The organism is Actinomycetospora sp. C-140 (assembly GCF_054796175.1).
Genome location: NZ_JBTWNF010000004.1, coordinates 322,437 through 341,565, shown reverse-complemented (window position 1 = coordinate 341,565; position 19,129 = coordinate 322,437). Strand labels below are relative to the sequence as shown.

Here is a 19,129-nt window from a genome sequence, read left to right as displayed (position 1 = left end):
GCGGATCGGGACGGGGCGGCACCGATCTCGTCCGGACGCGGAGCGAGAGGCGACCGCGGGCGTCGCCTCGTGGTCGGGGCCACGGTCGTCGTCGGCCTCGCCGCGACGGTGGTCGCCGGTCTCGTCGCCGTTGCCCCCGTGGAGGCCACCACCTCCACCGTCAGCTGGCCGTCGGCCGGCTCCCCTCCGGTGTCGACGACGGCATTCCTCGTGCCGTACCGACCCGCCCAGCTGCGGGCCGAGGTCCCGTGCACGACCCTGCGGGACGCGGCGCGGGCGACCGACGGGACCACGGTGCTCGCGACCACGACGACCGGCTCCGCCTCCGGGCTCGCGGTCCGCACGGTGGACGGCACCACGACGCTGCTGGCCGGGGGCCGCGCGGACGCACTCGCGGTGCCGGACGGGGACTGCACGCTGCGCGTCGACGCGGACGCCGACGGGGTGCGGGCCTCGTTCGACGGTCGCCCGGCCGTGGACCGGCCGGGCGACCCGGTCCCCGAGGTCTTCGCGATCGTCACCGACCTCCGCGGCGCCGCGGCCGACGGTCTCTCCGTGCAGGCGCGCACCCCCTCGTGGTTCGACAACGCCCGGACGCCGGAGAAGTCCGCCCTGGTCGCGCTGCAGTTCGGGCTGGCCGGATTCGCGCTCCTGCTCCTCGCGGTGCTCGGGACCGTCGACCCCGCCACGCCGAACCGCCCTCGTGGGGCCCCGGTCGTCGCCCGGGTGCGCGGCGCGACGGGCCGGGGCCTGGCGGCCCTGCGCCGCCCGCGCAGCTGGGCGCTCGCCGCGACCGACATGGGTGTGGTGGTGGCCCTCGCGTGGTGGTCGGTGGTGGGCCCGATGACCGACGACGACGGCTTCGCCGCGCTCATCGCGCGGGCCGCCGCCGACGGGGGTCCGGTCGGCAACTACGTGCGCTGGTTCGACGCGTCCGAGGCACCGTTCGCGACGAGCCAGTTGCTGGTGAGCCTGGTGGTCGACCGTGGCGTCGACGCGCTCACCCTGCGGCTGCCCAGCGTGTTCGCCGGGATCGCGCTGTGGTTCCTCGTGACCCGTGGCGTGCTGCCGGCGCTCGGGCAGCGAGCCGGACACGCCCTCGGTATCCGACTCCTGACCGTCGTGGCGCTCGGTGTCTGGTGGCTGCCCTACGACCTCGGGACGCGACCGGAGCCGTTCGTCGCGGCCGGGGTGACCGCCGTCCTCGTGCTCGTCCTGCGGGCGGTGCGCGCGGACGCCCGCCATCCGCTGCCGCTGCTGGGCCTCGGGGGTGGCGTGGCGGCGGTGACGGTGACGGTCGCCCCCTCGGGGCTACTCGGGCTGGCGCCGTTCCTGCTCACCCTGCCCCGCCTCTCGCGGCTGGCCCGCGGCGGGCATACGGGCCCGGCGGCCGCCGGGCGGCTCGCGGCCGTCCTCGCCGCGACGGCCGGTGTGGGCGCGGTCGCGGTCGTCGTCGTCTTCGCGCGCCAGTCGTGGCACGGGCTGCTGGTCGCGACCTCGATCCACCAGCAGTTCGGACCGAGCCAGCCCTGGTACGCCGAGTGGTTGCGCTACAGCTACCTGCTCGGCCAGGACAGTTGGGGCTCCGCCGGCAAGCGCCTGCCGGTCCTGCTGCTGCTGGCCACGTCCGTGGCCGCCGTGGCGCTCCTGGCCCGCCGCGGTCGCGCGGCGCTCGGCCCGCACACCGGCGAGCCGGTCCTGCTGCTCCTCGGTCCCGGCGGTCTCGCGCTGCTGGCGGTGACACCGTCGAAGTGGTCGCACCACTTCGGCGCGCTCGCCGGCTTCGGCGCCGTCTCCCTGGTGGCGGTCGTCGTCGCGTTCGCCCGTCTCGCCCCCGCCCGGCCGGAGCGCGACCGGGTCCTGCTCGCCGTGGGTGCCGGGACCGCGCTCGCCGTGGTCGCGGCGGCGACGGCGGCGTTCTCGGGACCGAACGCCTGGTGGGGGTACTCGAACGCGCACATGCCGTGGGCGACGACCCCGGTGACGCCCTTCGATTCGCCGCTGCTCTGGCTCGCCGGCGCCGGCGCGGCGACCGCCGCCATCACCGCGGCCGTGACCGCGTGGCGCCGACGTGCTGGGCTCGCGTCGCACGGATCGGCCGTCGCATGCGCGGTCGCCCCGGCGGTGCTGCCGGTGCTCGCGGCGGCAACCTCGATCAGCGTTCTCGCCGGCTCGTTCGCCGTCGCCGCCGCTCCGCCGGCCGGTGGATGGTCGCTCGGCGCCGCCAACGTCGCGGCCGCCCGCGATCCGGGCGCGCGAGCGGCGTGTGCTCTGCAGGACCGCGTCGAGGTCCTCACCACCGCGAACGGTGGGCCCCTCGCGCCGCAGAACGGGTCCGACGCCACCACCGACCTCGACGGCTTCACCGCCGGAGGCGGCTGGGCCGACCCGCCGCCGATCCGACCGGGACAGGAGGACGGCGCGCGCGACGACACCTACGCGTGGGGGTCGAAGGACGTGGGACCGACCGGCGTCGGCGTCCTCACCAGCCCGTGGTTCGTGCTCCCGCCGACGCGCGAGGGGCAGGAACTGGCGCTCTCGGTGGCGGGGCGGACCGACGACGGGGCATCGGTGACCCTCGAGTACGGCGGGTCGGGCCCGGACACCGCCGACGACCCCGCCGCCCGGGGCGCCCGTCGCCTGGTCGAGGCACCGGCCCCCGAGCGCGGCTACCGGGGGTTCGCTCCCGACCCGCAGCGCGCCGACCTGCAGGACCGCTTCCGCGACATCTCCACCTGGCGCACCCTCACCGTGGCCCCGGCCGACATCCCGGCCGGCGCCGACCGCGTCCGCGTGGTCGCGCGCGACGACCGTACCGACGACCGCGGCTGGGTCGCGGTCACCGGCCCGCGGATCGTCGACGTCACCCCGATCACCGACTACCTGAGCGATCGCGGTGGCGTGCTGGTCGACTGGACGCTCGCGCTGGCGTGGCCGTGCGTCGGGAACCTCGCGGCCGTCGGGCGCGGGCTCGCGACGACCCCCGGGGCACTGATCCTCGCCCCATCCGGACCCGAGGACCCGGTCGGCGGTCGCCTCCTCGACGACGGCGCTCCGGGCGATGTCGTCCCCGAGGTGTGGACCGGCGGCGGGGCCGGTCTGCCGACCGCCCTCGACGCCGGAGGCAGCTTCGCCGGGGTGACGGAGAGCGGGGTCCTGGACGAGGCCGACACCCGTCTCGCCGGTGAACCGGGACGGGTGTGGGGTCGCCTGATGGTGCCCGACTACGGCGACCTCGGGCGCGACGCCTACGACGTGCGCGCGACCACCACCCGTGTCGCGGGCACCGACGGCGACCCCGCCCCGGTCCGCGAACCCCGCACCGTCTTCAGCCCGTGACCTCCCGGGGAGGGCAGGTCGGGCGCGCTCGCTGACCACCGCACCGCGCCGCCCGGGTCACGGGCCACTCGCGGCGCCCGGTGCCACGTTGCCCGTCCGCGTCACCCGGCCGGCGAACCCGTCCGACGCGGCGACCGGCACCTGGACGGCGCGCAGGTCGTTCCCGACCACGGCGATGTCGGCGCTGTGCTGACCCTCGACGCGGACGAAGACCTCCCCCGACCCGGGCCGACACCCCTGCACCCGGGCGTCGCGCGTCCCGCGCAGACGCACCACCGGCTCCGGGCCGGACGTCGCCGCCCGGAGCCCGACGACGTCGAGGTCGTCCACGTCGTCGCAGACCAGGCCTGCACGCGCGTCGGGAGCGACGACGCCGACACGGACGTCGCGCAGGGTGAGCCGCGCGGCGTGGCGCACCCACAGGCCGTGCGCGGGCAGCACGCCGAACATGGTGTGCTCGGGGTAGGCACCCTCCCGCTCGGGGACCTCGCCGCGGCGCGCTTCGGCGAGCGTGCCGCCGCCCGGGACGGTGATGTCGACGTTCTCGAGCGTCACGTCCTCCACCGGGTGTCCGGGGAGGCCGGCGATGCTCATGGTCCGGCCGTCCCGGCCGGCATCCGCCGCGAGCATCGCCCGGACCTGGCTGACCAGCACGTGGCGCAGCGCGCCGACCGGACGGGGGCGCTGGACGTCGGGAAAACCGAAGTCGAAGCCCCGTGCCCCTCGGCGGAAGGACAGCGGCGCCGCGACGTCGTGCATCACGACGTCGCGCACCGTCACGTCCTCGAGATCGCCACCGTCCACGGTCTGGAACTTCAACCCCCCGAGCCGGCAGTCGTGCAGCACGAGGTTCGATATCGCGACGCCGCGGAAGCCACCCAGCGACTGCGTCCCGAACTTCAGGCCGGCGCACCGCGACCGCAGCACGCAGTTCGTGATCGTCACGTGGCTGCACGCGCGCGGGAAGGAGCTCTTCAGCACGACGGCGTCGTCCTCGGTGTCCACCGAGCAGTCGCTGACCGTCGCGTCCACGCAGCTGTCGAGCACGATCCCGTCCTGGTTGAGGTGGAACGTGGACGTCACGCGCAGCCCGCTGATGCGCACCGTGTCGCACATCGCCAGGTGCACCGTCCACAGCCCCGACTCGCGCAGGGTCACGTCGCGCAGCCGCACCGAGCGGCAGTTCTTGAAGAAGATCAGGCGCGGGCGCGGTCTCGTCGCGACGTCGGGATCGGTGACCGTCGACCTCGGGAAGTGCCGACCGTTGCCGTCGACGACGCCGTCGCCCTCGATCGCGATCTGCTCGGCGTCCTCGGCATGGACCAGCGCCCAGACCTCGTACCCCCCGACGTCCAGGTCCCGGGCCGGGAAGGCCCTCGCCGGGTAGTCCGCGACGTCGGGGCTGCCGAGCAGGACCGCACCCGGCCCGAGGTGCAGCGTGACGCGGCTCCGCAGGAAGATCGTCCCGGAGAGGTACGTCCCGCCGGGGAAGGCCACGATCCCGCCCCCGCTCGCGGACGCCGCGTCGATCGCGGCCTGGATCGCCGCGGTGTCGCGGGTGGTGCCGTCGCCTCGGGCACCGAAGAGGTGCACGGAGAACACGCCCGCCGGGATGGCCACGTCCGAGTGCCCGGCCCCGCTCCGCGACAACCCCGCCAGGCCCAGACCCGTCGTCGCCACCCCGAGGAACCAGCGGCGCCGGCGGGGTGTGGCATCCACGGGATCGGCTCCTGACGATCTGGCGACGATGCGGCGAGCTGGGACATCACCACCGGTCGCTCGTGAGGAGTACGGGTGAGCGCGTCGATCAGTTCGGCACTGTGGCCACGGTCAGGTCCGGCGGGGGTCAGCGCCGACGACGAGGTCCGCGCCGTGAACCGGCATCCCCCGCCCCCGGCGACGGCCCCGGGGACCGCACTGCGGGCGTCCCGGAGGACGACCTCGGCGGACACCCAACCTTCCGCTGTCCCGTCCGGTCCTCCCCGCATCGGACCGACACGACGCCGCTCCACTGCGCGGAAGGGACACGCCATGCGCCGTCACACCACCTCCGTCGTCCTGGCAGGAGCACTCGCCGCCCTGGTGTCGCTGGGTTCGGCGGGCACGGCTGCTGCGGAGACCGCTTCCGGTCCGTGGGCCGCCATCGCCGTCAGCATGGAGACCGGCCGCGCCGGGGTCGCCTGGGACCAGGCCACCTCGGGCTCCGCCGCCGACGGCGCGCGGTCCGACTGCGCGGTACGGAGCTGCGCGGCCGCGGTCGAGGTGGCCAACGGCTGCGCGTCCCTGATGCAGGCGTCCTCGGGCCGGTGGGGCTGGGCGTACGGCCGCTCCCGGTACGACGCGGACCGTGTCGCTGCCTCCTACGCCGGACGCGGGGCGCACCTGATCGCGTGGGTCTGCAGCGGCGACCACGCGTGACCCGGCATCACGCAGAGGAGACGGCGCGCCGGGTCAGAAGGGACCGAACAGGGCGTGGAGCAGCTGGACGACGCCGAACCACAACCCGTTGTAGATCGTCACGATGATGAAGAGCGCGGCGGCCCGCACGACCGGCGACGGCGGGCCGCCGGACGGTCGGTACGGGGAGCGGCGGCTGTCCAGGTAGAGGGCAACGCCCACGATCAGGACGGCGACGACGACGGCGATCGCCAGCAGCAGCAGTTTCGTCCAGGTCGTCATCGGCCACCTCCGCGGTCTGGTGCCGGGGAGGACCGCCCGAGAGACCCGGATGGTTGGGACCGATCGCACCGCGCGGTCAGGTCGTCGAGGCAGGCCGCCGAGCGCCCCGACCGTGTCAGACTCCCGCCCGTGGATCACCCGGGCGTCGTTGACGGCAGCTCGGTGGTGCGCTTCGCCCGGTCCGGATTCGCGGTGGGCGCCGGCATGCTCCTCACCCCGACCGTGATCGCGACCTGCGCGCACGTGATCGCCGAAGCCGCCGGCCTCGACGACGTGCCGGACAGCCCTCCGACCTCGGCGTTCCCGGTGGAACTGCCGTTGGCGCCCGGCCGACCGGCGCGGACCGCGACGGTGCTGCGTTGGGCGCCGCCCGCACCCGACGGCTCCGGCGACGTCGCCCTCCTGCGTCTCGACGAACCCGTGGACATCCCGATCCCACCGGTACGCCGCGACCGGCAGGGGTGGGGGAAGACCTTCCGGAGCGTCGGCTTTCCGCCGGACCGCGAGGAGGGTGCCTGGGCGTCGGGCGAATTCCGCGCCCGTCAGGCCAGCGGATGGCTCCAGCTGGTCGCCACCGGGACGGAGTTCGTAGGCCCCGGATTCAGCGGCGCCCCGGTGTGGGACCTCGAGCGGAACGCCGTGGTCGCCATGGCGGTCGCGGCCGATCTCTCCGGGGACGGCGGCGCGTACGCGCTGCCGATCGACCAGGTCCTCGCCGCGGCGCCAGAGCTGGTGGCCAATCCGTACCAGGGCGTGGCGCCCTTCGGCGTGGACGACGCGGAGTTCTTCTTCGGCCGCGACCGCGAGATCGCCTCAGGGATCACCTCGTTGATCGACCGGGGGCTGCTCGTCCTCGCCGGGGGCTCAGGGTCGGGGAAGTCCTCGCTGCTGGCCGCCGGGATCGTCCCGGCCGCCCGGCGACTCGGCCGCGACGAACGCCCCGTCCGCCTCGCCGCGGCCGACTCCCCCGAGGCCGTCGTCGCCGCCTTCGCCACGGCTCTCGACGCCGGGCTCCCGGACGGTGCGCCCTGGGTGCCCCGCCTGGCACACGTCATCGACACACCGCGGTCCGCGGTCGGTTCGGTGGACGGGGCCGACCTGCTCCTGGTGGTCGACCAGCTCGAGGAGCTCGGTCCTCTCGGGACGGCCGTCGAACTGATCGTCGCGCTCGCCGGGGCCGGGGTGTGGATCGCGACCACGGCACGATGGGCCACGTTCGACGATCTTCCCGGATCGGCGGCCCTGGCCGAACTGCAACGCTCCGCCCTGGCGGTCACCCAGCTCGGCCCCGCCGATCTCCGGTCGGCGGTGGCGGAGCCGGCAGCCCGCGTGCCGGGGGCCTCGTTCGACGCCGTCGTCGTCGACACCGTCGTCGAGGACGCGCGCGACGAACCGGGGCGACTCCCGCTCGTCGCGGCCCTGCTGACCCAGTTGTGGGCGTCCGCGCGCAGCGGCCGGATCACCCTGGCCGACTACCGGGAGCTCGGCGGCGTCGAGGGCGCTCTGGTGACGGGCGCGGAGCAGGCCTGGCAGTCCCTCGGAGAGACCGACCAGGCCGCGGCGCAGGGTGCCCTGATCGCCATGGCCACCGCCACCGAGGGCGGCTTCGTGCGGCGGGCCGCTCCGGTGGCCGAGATGGGCGCTGGACGGCGCGAGGCGATCGACCGGCTCGCCGCGGCACGCCTCGTGACCATCGGCCCCGGCCCCAGCGGCGAGGTCGCCGAACTCGCCCACCAGGCACTGATCGACCGCTGGCCACGGCTCCGCGGCTGGCTCGTCGAGGACGCCGACTTCTTGCGGTGGCGGACTCAGCTGCGCGCCGACGTCGGGCGGTGGACCCAGGCGCCCGGACCTGCCCTCCTGCTGCGCGGCCCCGAGCTGGAGGCCGCGCAAGGGTGGGTCCGGCAGCACGGCGGCGAGCTCGAGCCCGCGGAACGGGAATTCATCGCCGCGAGCGAGCAGCGGCACCGTCGGGACCGCCGTCTGCGCTACGGCGCGGTGGCGGCCGTCGTCGCGCTCGCCCTCGTGGCCAGCGTGCTCACGATCGTGGTGAGCCGGACCAACGGCAGCCTGCGCACCGCGCTCGCCGCCGCCAACGCCCGCTCCCTCGCGCAGCTCTCCCGCGCCAGGCTCGCCAGCGACCCACAGACCGCCGTGCAGCTGGCGCTCGCTGCCGACGCCGCGGACCCGGACGACGCCGACGCCCGCAGCGCCCTCGGGCAGGCCTACCTCACCCGGCGATCGACGAGCTCGGTCGTCGCGCTCCCGGACGGGTCGGGCCCGCCGGAGCGCGGCCTGACCGTCGACGAGGACCCGTCCACGGACGTCGCGGTGGTGGGCACGGCCGAGTCCGCCCTGCTCGTCGACGGCCTCGCCACCGGACACCCGACCTTCACCCCGGTGCCCGGCGTGACCGCCCGCGTCCGCCCTCTGACCGTCGCCGGGCGCGGACGGTTCGTCGTGCTGTTCGACCCGGACGGCACCATGCAGGTCTGGGATCGGACCCGCCCCGGCCCGCCCCGGGCGCTGCCGGGTCCCTTGACGGGCGCCACGACGACACCCGACGGATTCCACCTCGTCATCTCCTCGAGCGTCCCCGGGGGCTCACTCACCCAGCTCGTCGATCTCGAGAGCGGGACCGTGACGCCGCTGCTGGCGCTGCCGGAGTCCTCCGTGGTCGTCGTCGCCACCGCTGACCCGACCCGGGTCCTGGTGAGGGCGAAGACCCCCCAGGGAGGCGGGACGACCGTTCGTGACGTGCGCACGGGTGCCGTCCTCGCCCCGGTGTCACCGGCTGCCGTCGTGGCGGACCGGGGTCGTCTCCTGGTCGAGTGTCGCCAGCAGGAGGGTGCGCTGGGCCGCAGCACGCTGACCATCTCCGACTCCGCGTCGGGCGCCGTCGTCCGGCAGGTCGAGCCGGCGGGGTTCTCGTTGGGCTGCACGGCCGGCGACACCATGATCACCGCGGACGGGCGGCACGTGGCGTGGTTGGACGTCGGGACGGATCGGACCGGGAACCACGGGGTGCAGTTCCTCGACGTCGTCACGGGGCAGCGCACCTCGGCGACGGCCCCGCGGTCGAGCCGCCTCGCCGCCGGCGACGCCCTCTCCCCGGAGTACACGAGCGAGAACCTGGTCGAGACGCCGCGGAGCACGGGCCTGCTGTCCGTGCACGGCGACCGTGCCGTGCTCGTCGACGGCTCGATGCTCGACATCCTGGCTCCGGTGAGCACCCCGGCGTGGCGGGGCCCCGAAGCAGGGGGCCAGATCGGCGCGGCCTCGGTCGGCGACGGCGGGTCCTACGGCTTGCTGGAACAGACCGGCGACGAACTCGCCCGGACCGTCGTCCCCGACACCGGGCAGGTGATCGGGCGTCTGACCCGCGCCGGGGCCGGGCTGCGCCCCGACGAGCAGGTGTACCGCGGGTACCGCACCGACTCCGGCTACGTGCTCGCCGTCGACGGGTCCGGCGGGCGTCGCCTGCTCGACTTCACCCTGCCCGCGCTGACGCCGACCGGCGTCTACGAGCTCGACGCCGCCGGGGCCGGCGGACGACCCGAACCCCGGGAGACACGTGCCCTGGCCCTCGCCCGGACCGCCGACCGGCTCGTGACGCTCTCGGGCGGGGTCCTGTCCTGGTGGTCGACGCAGAGCCACGGGCTCCAGGGCCCGCCGGTCACCCTCACCACCGACGAGGACGAGATCACCGCCCTCGACCGGAACAACGGCTCGGTCCAGCTCGGTGATCCGGCCGGTGACACCGTCGCCTACCGCGACACCGACACCATCACGTTCCGGACCTTCGGCCGTGCCGACAGCACGACGACGACCCTGCCGCTCGACCTCGGCCCGCTCTCGTTCGTCGCCGTCGGGGACCGGTTCGCGACGGTGCAGCAGCCCAGCACGATCAACCTGTACGACCGGTCGACGATGCGCCCGCTGGCGCCTCCCGCGGGGCTCCCCGACGGCTCCCAGCTCCTCGGGACCGACGCCGCCGGAGACCTCGTGACCATCGTGTCGACCGGCTCTCCCGCGCTGCAGTTCTGGTCGTCCACCGACCTGCGCCCGCGGGGACAGCTCGAGCTCAACGACACGTCCGACCAGACGCCGATCTCCCGCGGAACCTGGGCCGACGACCACATCGGCGACGTCGACGTCCTCCCCCTCGACGCCGATGTGTGGCGTGACCATCTCTGCGGGACCCAGGACCGTTCCTTCACCCCGGCGGAGGTCGCACTCCTCCCCGCGGGGGCCGACACGACCGCGCCCTGCCACCAGGACTGAGCACGCCTCACTCCAGACTGGCCCGCTCCCAGACCACCGTCGCCGGGCACGGCGCGGTGTCGTCACGGCGGAGCTCGACGGCCAGTTCCGTCGTCCCCGGTGGCACCGGCAGCCGGGCCGTGTCGACCTCGTCCTCGCCGCGCAACGGGCCACCGGACGAGACAGGCCCCGCCGGGAGGGGCGTGACGGTCCAGCGGACCGACGCCGGACACTCGTCGTCCCCGTCGAGCGCGAGCGTGCCGAAGATCCTCCCGAATTCCTCCGGCCGACCGTCGTACCAGTCCGAGAGCCGCGTGCGCGCCGTGCCGCCGGCGCCGACGGTCCACCGCAGCGTGGTCTCGCGCGTGTCCGGCCCGCATCCGGCCGCGGCGCCGCGGCTGGAGTTGCAGATGGTCGCGTGGGAGGTGGCCGGCTGGTCGCCGACGAACGTGTCCGGCCCCTCGCGGCCGACCTGGGTCAGCCCGATCGCGACGCACAGCGCGAACCCGAGCACGATGACGATCCCCAGGATTGCTCCCTGCTCCTCCACGCGTGGCTCCTCACGTCACCGGCCGGCATCAGCCCGGCCGCGTCGCCGAGGAGGACGCGGATCGGGCTGCGCGCGGTTGGGTCCCTCCCAACGATCAGCGGGCCCGGGTCGTCCCCTCCCCGACCTGCCGGCGACGCCGGCCCGCTGGGAGGAAGAGACCGATGGACGACGATGACGCCCGGCTCCGGTGCGCCCTGCGCCGCTTCGACCCGCAGTGGCTGCCTGATGCGCCACACGGGCCCGACTCGACGGCCTCGGGTGCCGAACTGACGGCGCGGTTGGACGGCCTGCTGGAGTTCTGGCGCCGGGAGCACCTCGACATCCGGGCCCACGTCCGGAGCCACCTCGACTCCGGGCGCGCCCTCGACGCCACCGTCCTGGACGTCATGCGCACCCTCTGCCGACACCCTCCGCGGGACGAGCACCGGTGGGCGGCCCTCCACGCCGCCCTGCGCCGCTCGGCGACGTGACCCCCAACCTTTCTCGACCCCGGCTGGTCCTCCTCATCGAGGCGACGACGGATCACCTCCCGGAGGAAGGGACCCCCATGTCTGACACGGCAGTCGTCGGAGGAACACAGCAACCCGGAAGAGGTACGACCGCCGGCCGGTCGGTGCGACGGTGGGGGGTCGCCGCGTCGTTCGCGATCGCCGTCGCGGCAGTCGTGCGCGGTGTCGTCCTCGTGCTGAGCGCCCTGACGTTCGACACGGTCGGCCGTTCGGTCGGCGGAGCCGAGGGCATCGAGCGCATCCAGACCGCGATCGTCGGGGTGCTGCTGGCCACGGCCCTGGTCGTGGTTGCCGGTGTCGTCGTGCTGGGGTGGCTCTTCGTCGCCCGGACGAACGCCGATCACGTGCCGGGCCCGTCGCCGCGGTGGGCCCGGGCCTGGTCGATCGGCGCCTGGTTCGTGCCGCTGGGCAATCTGGTCCTCGTGCCGCTCGTCGTCGCCGACGTGTGGCGCTCGAGCGGGCCGGACCGGCGCGGTCCGACCGAGGTGGCGCTGTGGTGGACCAGCGTCCTGGTCGCGGCCGCCCTCAACGTCGCCGCGACCTCCTACCGAGCCGGGGGTGGCGCGACGACGGCGACCGGTCTCCAGATCCTCGGCGCGGTGATGGAGGTGGTGGCCGGCGGGTTGCTGGTCCTCGTCGTGCACCGCATCTCGACCCGGCAGAACCAGAGTCCCTCGATCATGCCGGCCGTCCGGTGAGGCACCCGACCTTGGTCCTCGACGAGCTCGCGGCCCTCCTGCGCGGATTCGACCTCACCTGGCTCCCCCGCGACGGCGGACTCGCGGTCGATCGGGACGGACGCCCCGGGGTCGTGCGCATCGGAGTGGGCGCCGACGCGCGGCTGGCCGCGATGATCGACGTCTACCGCCGGGAACGGACCGGGCTCCTGCGCTTCGCCCGCTCCCTGCTCGGACGCGACCACGGAGCCGCCGAGGACCTCCTGCAGGAGGTCATGCGCAAGGTCTGCCAGAACCCGCCGACCGTGAGGGAACCCGGCGGGGAGCGCGCCTACCTCCACGGGGCGATCCGCAAGCAGGCGATCACGGTCGCCGAGCGAGCCGGGCGCGAGCGCACCCGACGCGAGGACGACCCGGACGCCGCCGTCCACCCCACCGAACCCACCGCCCCGTTCGAGGACCCGGTTCTGTTCCACCTCGTCGTGGCGCGGGCCCTCGCTGGACTGCCGCCACGGCAGCGGGACCTCGTCGAGCTGGTCGACATCCGGGGCCTGACCCTGGCGCAGGCGGCGGCCGAGCTCGACATCGCCCTCGGCACCGCCAAGAAGCACCGCTTCGTCGCCCTGCGCCGGTTGAAGGACGACCCGGAGCTGGGCACCCTGCGCGACGCGGGCTGATCAACTGGATGCGCTGTCGCTCCGCGTCACGTCGGGTGAGAATCCGTCCCGTCGTCGCGGGTGGGGGGTCGTCGTGGTGGACGGGGACGAGAGCTGGCTCGGGCACCTGCTCCGTCGGTTCGACCCGAGGTGGATGCCCCCGGTCGACGGGCTGGCGCACGACCGCGAGACCCGTGGCGGCCTGCAGCGCATCTCGGCGACGGACGCGCGCCACCGCCTCGACCGGATGCTCGTCTTCTACGAGGCCGAGCGGGCGAAGCTCCTTGCCTTCGCGCGGCGGACGCTGGGGAGAGATGCGGACCTCGCCGACGACCTCCTCCAGGAAGTCATGCGAAAGATCTGCCAGAAGCCCCCGGAGATGCGGGAGCCCGGAAAGGAGGCCCCGTTCTTCTACCAGGCCATCCGCAACGAGGCGGTCACCGTGGGGACGCGGGCAAGCCGGGACCGGCTCCGCCGGGAGCACGACGAGGACGCGGCGGCGGAGCTGCCCGACGACACGGCTGCCGTCGAGGACCCGGTCGTCTTCCACCTCGTCCTGGCCCGCGCGCTCGCCTCACTGTCCCCCCGCGAACGCGACCTCGTCGAGCTCGTCGACATCCGCCAGATGACCATCAAGGACGCGGCCGCCGAGCTCGGCATCTCGCTCGGCACCGCGAAGAACTACCGCTTCGTCGCCCTTCGCCGGCTGCGGGCCGATCCGGGGCTCGGCGACCTGCGCAGGGCGGCCTGAGCCGCTCGGATGGTCGCGGAGCCGGCGAATCTCCTCCCCACCGGGCCGAACCAGGCGTCCGTGCGTCGTGGCCGGACAGGGAGCGGTCACTCGTGCACGATCACCCCACGGATGATCTTGCCGTCGCGCAGGTCCTGGTAGCCGTCGTTGACCTGGTCGAGGGTGTACCGCTTGGTGATGAGCTCGTCGAGCTTGAGCCCGCCCTTGTTCCACAGCCGCAGCAGCCGCGGGATGTCGTGGTGCGGGTTGCACGAGCCGAACTGGGCGCCGCGCATGACCTTCTCGCTGCGCACCATCAGGGCGCTCGGGAGCTGGATCGTGTTGTTCGCGGCGTTCGCCTGGCTGACCAGCACCACCGTCGAGCCCTTGCCCACGATGTCGAAGGCCTGCCGGATGACCTTCTCGTCCATCACGCCGACGGTCAGGATCGCCTGATCCGCGCCGTTGCCCCAGGTGAGCTCCTTGACCTTCGCGTCGGCCTCCTCCGCGTCCGCGAACGTGTGGGTCGCGCCGAACGACAGCGCCGTCTCCCGCTTGAACTCCACCGGGTCGACCACCACCACGTACTGGGCACCCGCCTGTGCGGCTCCCTGCACCGCGTTCATCCCGACGCCGCCGGCGCCGAAGATCACCGCCGTGTCGCCCGCCCGCACGCCGCCGGCGTTGACCGCGGAGCCCCACCCGGTCGGGACGCCGCACCCGGCCAGGACGGCCACGTCGAGCGGGAGCCACGGATCGACCTTCACCGCCGACCGTTCGTGCACCGTGGCCCGCTCGGAGAACGTGCCGAGCATGCAGAAGCCACCGAGGTCGGTGCCGCCACGGTGGTAGCGGAACGTCCCGTCTGGCATGCAGCCCTGCAGGATGTTGGCCCCGATGTTGCACAGGTTCGTGTGCCCGGTCTCGCAGTACCGGCAGTAGCCGCAGCTGGGCATGAAGCTGCACACGACGTGGTCACCGGGCTCGAGGTGCGTCACGCCTGGACCGACCGACTCGATGATCCCGGCGCCCTCGTGACCGGCCACGATCGGGAACCGGGGGGAGTCCCCGTAGATGCCCTCGACCAGGTGCAGGTCGGAGTGGCACAGACCGGACGCGGTGAACTTGACGTGCACCTCGCCGGGGCCCGGATCGTCGACCTCGAGCTCGGTGATCTCGAACTCCGTCTGGCCCTTGTCCATGACTGCCGCACGAGTCTTCATCCGGTCTCCCACCACGCGTCCGCCGGCCCTGTCCTCGATCGATGCACGACCTCGCATCGTCGGTGGGACAGTGACACAGTCCATCGAGCATGATCAAGATCCGGTCCGGAGGCGAGCGATGGTCGGGGACGACCGACACGGCCAGACCGGCGACGACCCACCCCAGCAGCTCGGCTGGGTCCAGCAGGGCTCCCCGGACGGGCGGCCCCGCGAGCTCGCCGCGTCGCTGATCGTGGACGACGGCTCCCACCGCTCCCACCGACTGGTCACGGGCCCGAACGTGATCGGCCGCGGCGAGGACGCCCACGTCGTGCTCGCCGACATCTCGGTGTCCCGCCGCCACTTCGTGGTCGAGTGGGACGGCCGGCACGCCACCCTGTCCGACCGGTGGTCGACCAGCGGCACCCTCGTCAACGGCGTCCCCACGCAGACCTGCCGACTCGCCGACGGCGACACGATCCGCGTCGGGCACTCGACGCTGCACTTCCGCACCCGGGCCTAGCGGGAGGACGGCAGCACATCCCTGCCTCCGAGTCGGGGACCTTCTCCCTGTCAGTCGGGAAGGTCCGCCACGCCGCCGCGACCGGTGGTCCGCTCCGGGCCGGGGTCCCGGGTCGTGTGGTCGATGCCGACGAGGGTGAGGACCTGATCGGCCTCGCTGCCGGCCGGGGCGTAGAGCTCCAGCCCGCCGGACGTGCCTCTGCCGTCGGCGGCGGCCAGCACGGCGACGCCGGCGCTGGCCAGCAGCGTCACCTCGCTGAGGTCGACGATGAGGGGATCTCTGGCATCCGCGGTGCGGCGCACGAGCTCCCTGCGCAGGTGCTCGGCGGTGTCACTGTCCACCGGTCCGGCGAGACGGAGGCGAGGAACCCGCGCCGGACGGTCCTCGACGACCATGAGGAACTCAGCTCGGTGGCGCGTCGGTGGGTGGGTCGCGACGGCGCCGAGCACGTCGCCGGCGGTCAGCAACCGCGCGGGGCGTGCGAGGCGGTGGGTGATGCGAGCCGTCGTGCCGAGGACGCCCCGTGTGAACTCGAGGGAGTCGAGCAGCCGGTGGCTCAACGCCAGACCCCGCCCCCGTCCCTCTCGGGCCGGGGTGAGGGCCGGCGCGGCGCCGTTGGTCGGGTCGGTCCGCTCCGACCAGCGGCCTTCGTCGGAGACGGAGGCGTGCAGCCTCCCGTCGGCGTCCACACTCGCCCGCAATCGCACGGAGCCCCGGTACTTGCCCGTCGGGGCGTGCTCGACGGCGTTGGTGACCAGCTCGTTCACCCCGTGGAGAAGGCGGAACAGGTCGTCGGGGCCGGGTTCCAGCTCAGCGAGCCAGTCGGAGAGCCGCCGCCGCAGCGTCCCGATGCTCGCCTGCTCGCCGGGCAGGGTCACGTCCAGCGCCGGGAGAGGCTCGCGGACCTGGGCGGCCAGCAGGGTGATGTCGTCGCTGTGCCCGGTCGCCCGCACCAGGAGCTCCGGGATCTGGGCGCACATCCGCCCGACTGATGAGAACTCGTCGACGGACCAGGCGCGCCCGGCGGCGGTGTCCGCGGCGACCCGGATGAACTCCTCGCTGCTGGACGTCCGCGCTCGACCGGGGCGTTCGATGATGCCGTCGGTGTAGCACAGCACCACGTCTCCGACGTCCAGCGTCGCGTGCGCGAGCGGGAATCCCGACCCGGTGCCCAGGGGGCCCGCCCCGGAGGGGGGCAGGAACCAGGGTTCACCGGACACGGGGACGACGAGCGGCGGCGGGTGTCCGGCCGTGCAGTACGACACGGCCCCGGTGGACGTGTCCAGCTCGGCGATGCACACCGTGGCCGCCCGCGCACCCGGGACCCGGTCAGCGACGGAATCGACGGCAGCCAGGGCGTCGGGGACCGTGGCGCCGCTGTGGAGCCGTTCGGCCACGATCGCTCGCAGCTGACCCATCACCGCCGACGCGGCCACCCCGTGGCCGACGACGTCACCGACCACCAGCCCCACGCGGCCCTGCGACAACGGCAGCGCGTCGAACCAGTCGCCCCCGGCGGCCGTGTCGGCGTCCGCGAGCAGGTAGCTGGCGGCGATGCGGACGCTCGGGAGCACGGGCAAGCCTGGCGAGAGCAGTTCCCGCTGCAGCACGGCGATCACGTCCCGCGCCCGCTCGTAGCGGCGCTCGACCTCGGCGGCCTCGGTCTGAGCAGTCTGTCGTGCCCGGACCAGCTCCGTGACGTCGGTGATGTAGCCCGCGACCCCACGCACGCTGCCGTCGGCCAGGAATCGCGGCACGAGGTGGACGTCGAGGAACAACTCCCGCGGCTCCCCCGCGTCGTCGGTCCCGAACTGCATACGCCACTCGTGCATCGAGGAGGGCTCGCCGGAGTCGTAGACGCGCTCGACCGCCTCGAAGACCTGCTGCCCGCCCATCTCGGGAAAGATCTCGCGCAGGGATCGACCGATGATCTGCGAGGGCCTCGCCAGCGCCCGGTAGGCCGCGTTCGCCGCCACGAACCGCAGCTCCGGTCCGTCCATCGCCGCCATCATCAGCGGCAGCTCTTCGAACGCCTCGCGCACCTCGTCGGCGTCGCCCACCGTTCGGCGCAGCGCGTCGTCGCGGTCCGGCACATCGCCCTCCGTCCCTCGGCTCCGACCGACCGCACCAGGGTCCCGCGGACCCCGTTCGGGCGGCTCCGTCGGGCATGCTGTTCGAGGAGCCGTTCACCGGCACCGTCGGCCTTCGACTGCCCGATCCGCACCCGCCGGCATTCTCACGACGACGGCGCTCCCACGCGAACAGCGCTCCGGCACCGCGGTCGCAGAGATCGTCATCGCCGTTCCGACGGTGACGTGACGGGCTGGGCCCCGATCACCGACAGCAGCTGGAGCTTCTCGTAGCTCTCGCTGCCCGGGACCGCGGTGTAGACGAACAGGCGGTGGGACTGGTCGGGGTCGAGCAGCGTCTGGCAGTTCAGCTCCAGCGTGCCGACCTCGGGATGCACGAAGCGCTTCACGTCGTGGGGCCTGATGCCGATCTCGTGGGCGTCCCACAGCTCGCGGAACTCCGCGCTGCGGGCCAGCAGGAGGTCGGCGTAGTGGGCCGCCCGCGAGCCCGGACCGCGGAGCGTCGCGAGGCCGCGCAGGCCCGAGGCGTACATCCGGGACAGGAACGCGTGCTCCTCGGGCGCGTAGATCGACCGGCTGGCCGGGTCGGTGAACCACCGGTAACCGCGGCTGCGCGCCGGACCGGTGTGGTCGAGCGCGTCGCCGACCAGCGCGACACCCAGCGGGGTCTGGCGCAGCGTCTCGCCGAGCTCGGTGACGATCTCCGCCGGTGTGTCGGTGAGGCGGTCGAGGATCCGCAGCAGGCCGGGGCTGACGTGCTCGCTGTCCACGCCGCGAGCGGGCGGGTGGTGCCCGGCCAGCCGGAACAGGTGGTCGCGCTCGTCGAGCGAGAGGTGCAGTCCCTGCGCGATCGCGGCGATCATCTGCGCCGAGGGCTGCGGTCCGCGTTCACGCTCGAGGCGCGCGTAGTAGTCCGTCGACATGTGGCACAGCCCGGCCACCTCCTCGCGCCGCAGCCCGCTGGTCCGGCGGCGCTGCCCCCGCGGGAGACCGACGTCCTCGGGCTGCAACGACTCCCGGCGACGCCGCAGGAACTCCGCCAGCCCGGCCCGATCGATCATCGCGCACGCCCTCTCCTCGCTCCCCTCGTTCCTACCGGCGTCGGACAGGGCGCAACCACGGCCTGTCGATCCCCCCTTCGGTGATCCGCGGAAGGGGGGATCGGCAGGCCGTGGCTGTCCCGGCGGCGCCGGGCGAGTGTCGTCGTCATCGACCCCCGATCCGAGGAGCGCTCCATGACGAACGACGCCGCCACGGCCGCCGACCCGGTCCCCCCGGACGGGGCGCCGCCGTTCGCCGACGCGCTGCGCGGGGCCCTCGCCCGCTCCGGGGGCGTGACGGGCATCGTCGTCGCCGCCACGCCGGCCGTCGTGTTCGTCGTCGCCGACGCCGTCGGCGGGCTGACCGTCGCGTTCCTCGCCCTGGCCGTGGCCGCGCCGGTGGCGTTCGGGGTGCGGCTCGCCCGGCGGGAGTCCGTGCGGGGCGCGGTGGTCGGACTCGCCGTCGCCGGCGTGTGCGCGGCCATCGCCGCCCTCGCCGGCGAAGCGCGGGCCTTCTTCCTGCTCCCCACCCTGATCCCGGCCGTGCTCGGGGTGGTCTTCCTCGGCTCGGTGCTCGTCCGGCGTCCGGTGGCCGGGGTGCTGTTCAACCGCCTCGTCGGCGGGCCCGACGACTGGCGTGACCACGCACGTCTCCTGCGCGTCTACACCGCCAGCACGCTCGCGGCCGTCGCGTTCCACGCCCTCAACCTCGTCGCGCGGGGCGTGGCCTACCTCGCGGACCAGCCGGCGGTCCTGGCCGCCCTCGGCGTCGCGGCCGCACCCGTGTTCGCCGTGCTCGCCGCGGTCACGCTGATCGCCGCCCGGCGCGCGATCTCCGCGACCCCGTCCCCCGCCTGACCCCACACTCCGA

The 19,129-nt window shown here is 74.3% G+C and carries 15 protein-coding genes; 9 read left to right on the top strand and 6 right to left on the bottom strand.

The features are described from left to right. Positions 1-69 precede the first annotated feature (69 nt). Positions 70-3,339: an arabinosyltransferase domain-containing protein gene (locus ACR9E3_RS09545; RefSeq protein ID WP_460379997.1), complete on the top strand. Its 3,270-nt coding sequence runs from the start codon at positions 70-72 to the stop codon at positions 3,337-3,339. Between the two features lie 57 nt (positions 3,340-3,396). On the opposite strand, the gene ACR9E3_RS09540 is transcribed toward ACR9E3_RS09545, so the two are convergent. Then, positions 3,397-5,058: a glycoside hydrolase family 28 protein gene (locus ACR9E3_RS09540; protein ID WP_460379996.1), complete on the bottom strand. Its 1,662-nt coding sequence runs from the start codon at positions 5,056-5,058 to the stop codon at positions 3,397-3,399. 312 nt (positions 5,059-5,370) lie between these two features. Between ACR9E3_RS09540 and ACR9E3_RS09535 the strand changes: the two genes are divergently transcribed. Beyond that, complete coding sequence (locus tag ACR9E3_RS09535; RefSeq protein ID WP_460379995.1) at positions 5,371-5,757, top strand: DUF4189 domain-containing protein; 387 nt, start codon at positions 5,371-5,373, stop codon at positions 5,755-5,757. 33 nt (positions 5,758-5,790) lie between these two features. On the opposite strand, the gene ACR9E3_RS09530 is transcribed toward ACR9E3_RS09535, so the two are convergent. After that, entirely contained in the window at positions 5,791-6,018 is a 228-nt protein-coding gene (locus ACR9E3_RS09530) for a hypothetical protein (protein ID WP_460379994.1), read from the bottom strand. Between the two features lie 129 nt (positions 6,019-6,147). On the opposite strand from ACR9E3_RS09530, the gene ACR9E3_RS09525 reads away from it, so the two are divergent. Then, positions 6,148-10,302 (top strand): nSTAND1 domain-containing NTPase, encoded by a 4,155-nt coding sequence (locus ACR9E3_RS09525; protein ID WP_460379993.1) that lies wholly within the window; start codon positions 6,148-6,150, stop codon positions 10,300-10,302. A 7-nt stretch (positions 10,303-10,309) separates the two neighbouring features. Here the strand turns inward: ACR9E3_RS09525 and ACR9E3_RS09520 are convergent, their stop codons facing one another. Continuing rightward, complete coding sequence (locus ACR9E3_RS09520; protein ID WP_460379991.1) at positions 10,310-10,831, bottom strand: hypothetical protein; 522 nt, start codon at positions 10,829-10,831, stop codon at positions 10,310-10,312. 161 nt (positions 10,832-10,992) lie between these two features. Between ACR9E3_RS09520 and ACR9E3_RS09515 the strand changes: the two genes are divergently transcribed. The 4 genes from ACR9E3_RS09515 (at position 10,993) to ACR9E3_RS09500 (ending at position 13,424) form a co-directional block, all read left to right on the top strand. Next, positions 10,993-11,301, top strand: a complete 309-nt coding sequence (locus tag ACR9E3_RS09515) for a hypothetical protein (protein WP_460379990.1) — start codon at positions 10,993-10,995, stop codon at positions 11,299-11,301. 143 nt (positions 11,302-11,444) lie between these two features. Beyond that, positions 11,445-12,038 (top strand): DUF4328 domain-containing protein, encoded by a 594-nt coding sequence (locus tag ACR9E3_RS09510; RefSeq protein ID WP_460379989.1) that lies wholly within the window; start codon positions 11,445-11,447, stop codon positions 12,036-12,038. Then, positions 12,035-12,694, top strand: a complete 660-nt coding sequence (locus tag ACR9E3_RS09505; RefSeq protein ID WP_460379988.1) for an RNA polymerase sigma factor — start codon at positions 12,035-12,037, stop codon at positions 12,692-12,694. Before ACR9E3_RS09510 ends, ACR9E3_RS09505 begins: the two co-directional genes overlap by 4 nt. A 76-nt stretch (positions 12,695-12,770) precedes the next feature. Beyond that, positions 12,771-13,424 carry an RNA polymerase sigma factor gene (locus ACR9E3_RS09500; RefSeq protein WP_460379987.1) on the top strand — a complete coding sequence of 218 codons (654 nt, stop codon included), beginning with the start codon at positions 12,771-12,773 and terminating at the stop codon, positions 13,422-13,424. A gap of 86 nt (positions 13,425-13,510) precedes the next feature. On the opposite strand, the gene ACR9E3_RS09495 is transcribed toward ACR9E3_RS09500, so the two are convergent. Further along, a complete protein-coding gene (locus tag ACR9E3_RS09495) occupies positions 13,511-14,626 on the bottom strand; it encodes an NDMA-dependent alcohol dehydrogenase (RefSeq protein ID WP_460379986.1) in 1,116 nt (371 codons plus the stop codon). Between the two features lie 118 nt (positions 14,627-14,744). Between ACR9E3_RS09495 and ACR9E3_RS09490 the strand changes: the two genes are divergently transcribed. Next, a complete protein-coding gene (locus ACR9E3_RS09490; protein WP_460379985.1) occupies positions 14,745-15,128 on the top strand; it encodes an FHA domain-containing protein in 384 nt (127 codons plus the stop codon). Positions 15,129-15,178: 50 nt separating this feature from the next. On the opposite strand, the gene ACR9E3_RS09485 is transcribed toward ACR9E3_RS09490, so the two are convergent. Both ACR9E3_RS09485 and ACR9E3_RS09480 read right to left on the bottom strand, forming a co-directional pair. After that, positions 15,179-17,221 carry a SpoIIE family protein phosphatase gene (locus tag ACR9E3_RS09485; RefSeq protein ID WP_460379984.1) on the bottom strand — a complete coding sequence of 681 codons (2,043 nt, stop codon included), beginning with the start codon at positions 17,219-17,221 and terminating at the stop codon, positions 15,179-15,181. A 200-nt stretch (positions 17,222-17,421) separates the two neighbouring features. Next, entirely contained in the window at positions 17,422-18,279 is an 858-nt protein-coding gene (locus ACR9E3_RS09480; protein WP_460379983.1) for a helix-turn-helix transcriptional regulator, read from the bottom strand. A 174-nt stretch (positions 18,280-18,453) separates the two neighbouring features. On the opposite strand from ACR9E3_RS09480, the gene ACR9E3_RS09475 reads away from it, so the two are divergent. Then, entirely contained in the window at positions 18,454-19,116 is a 663-nt protein-coding gene (locus tag ACR9E3_RS09475; RefSeq protein ID WP_460379982.1) for a DUF3159 domain-containing protein, read from the top strand. The last annotated feature ends 13 nt before the right edge of the window (positions 19,117-19,129 follow it).

Bases quoted from the DNA above. Each gene is read 5' to 3' on its own strand.
- ACR9E3_RS09535 (WP_460379995.1), top strand. From the start codon at position 5,371: ATGCGCCGTCACACCACCTCCGTCGTCCTGGCAGGAGCACTCGCCGCC.
- ACR9E3_RS09475 (WP_460379982.1), top strand. From the start codon at position 18,454: ATGACGAACGACGCCGCCACGGCCGCCGACCCGGTCCCCCCGGACGGG.
- ACR9E3_RS09515 (WP_460379990.1), top strand. From the start codon at position 10,993: ATGGACGACGATGACGCCCGGCTCCGGTGCGCCCTGCGCCGCTTCGAC.
- ACR9E3_RS09490 (WP_460379985.1), top strand. From the start codon at position 14,745: ATGGTCGGGGACGACCGACACGGCCAGACCGGCGACGACCCACCCCAG.
- ACR9E3_RS09495 (WP_460379986.1), bottom strand. From the start codon at position 14,626: ATGAAGACTCGTGCGGCAGTCATGGACAAGGGCCAGACGGAGTTCGAG.
- ACR9E3_RS09480 (WP_460379983.1), bottom strand. From the start codon at position 18,279: ATGATCGATCGGGCCGGGCTGGCGGAGTTCCTGCGGCGTCGCCGGGAG.
- ACR9E3_RS09530 (WP_460379994.1), bottom strand. From the start codon at position 6,018: ATGACGACCTGGACGAAACTGCTGCTGCTGGCGATCGCCGTCGTCGTC.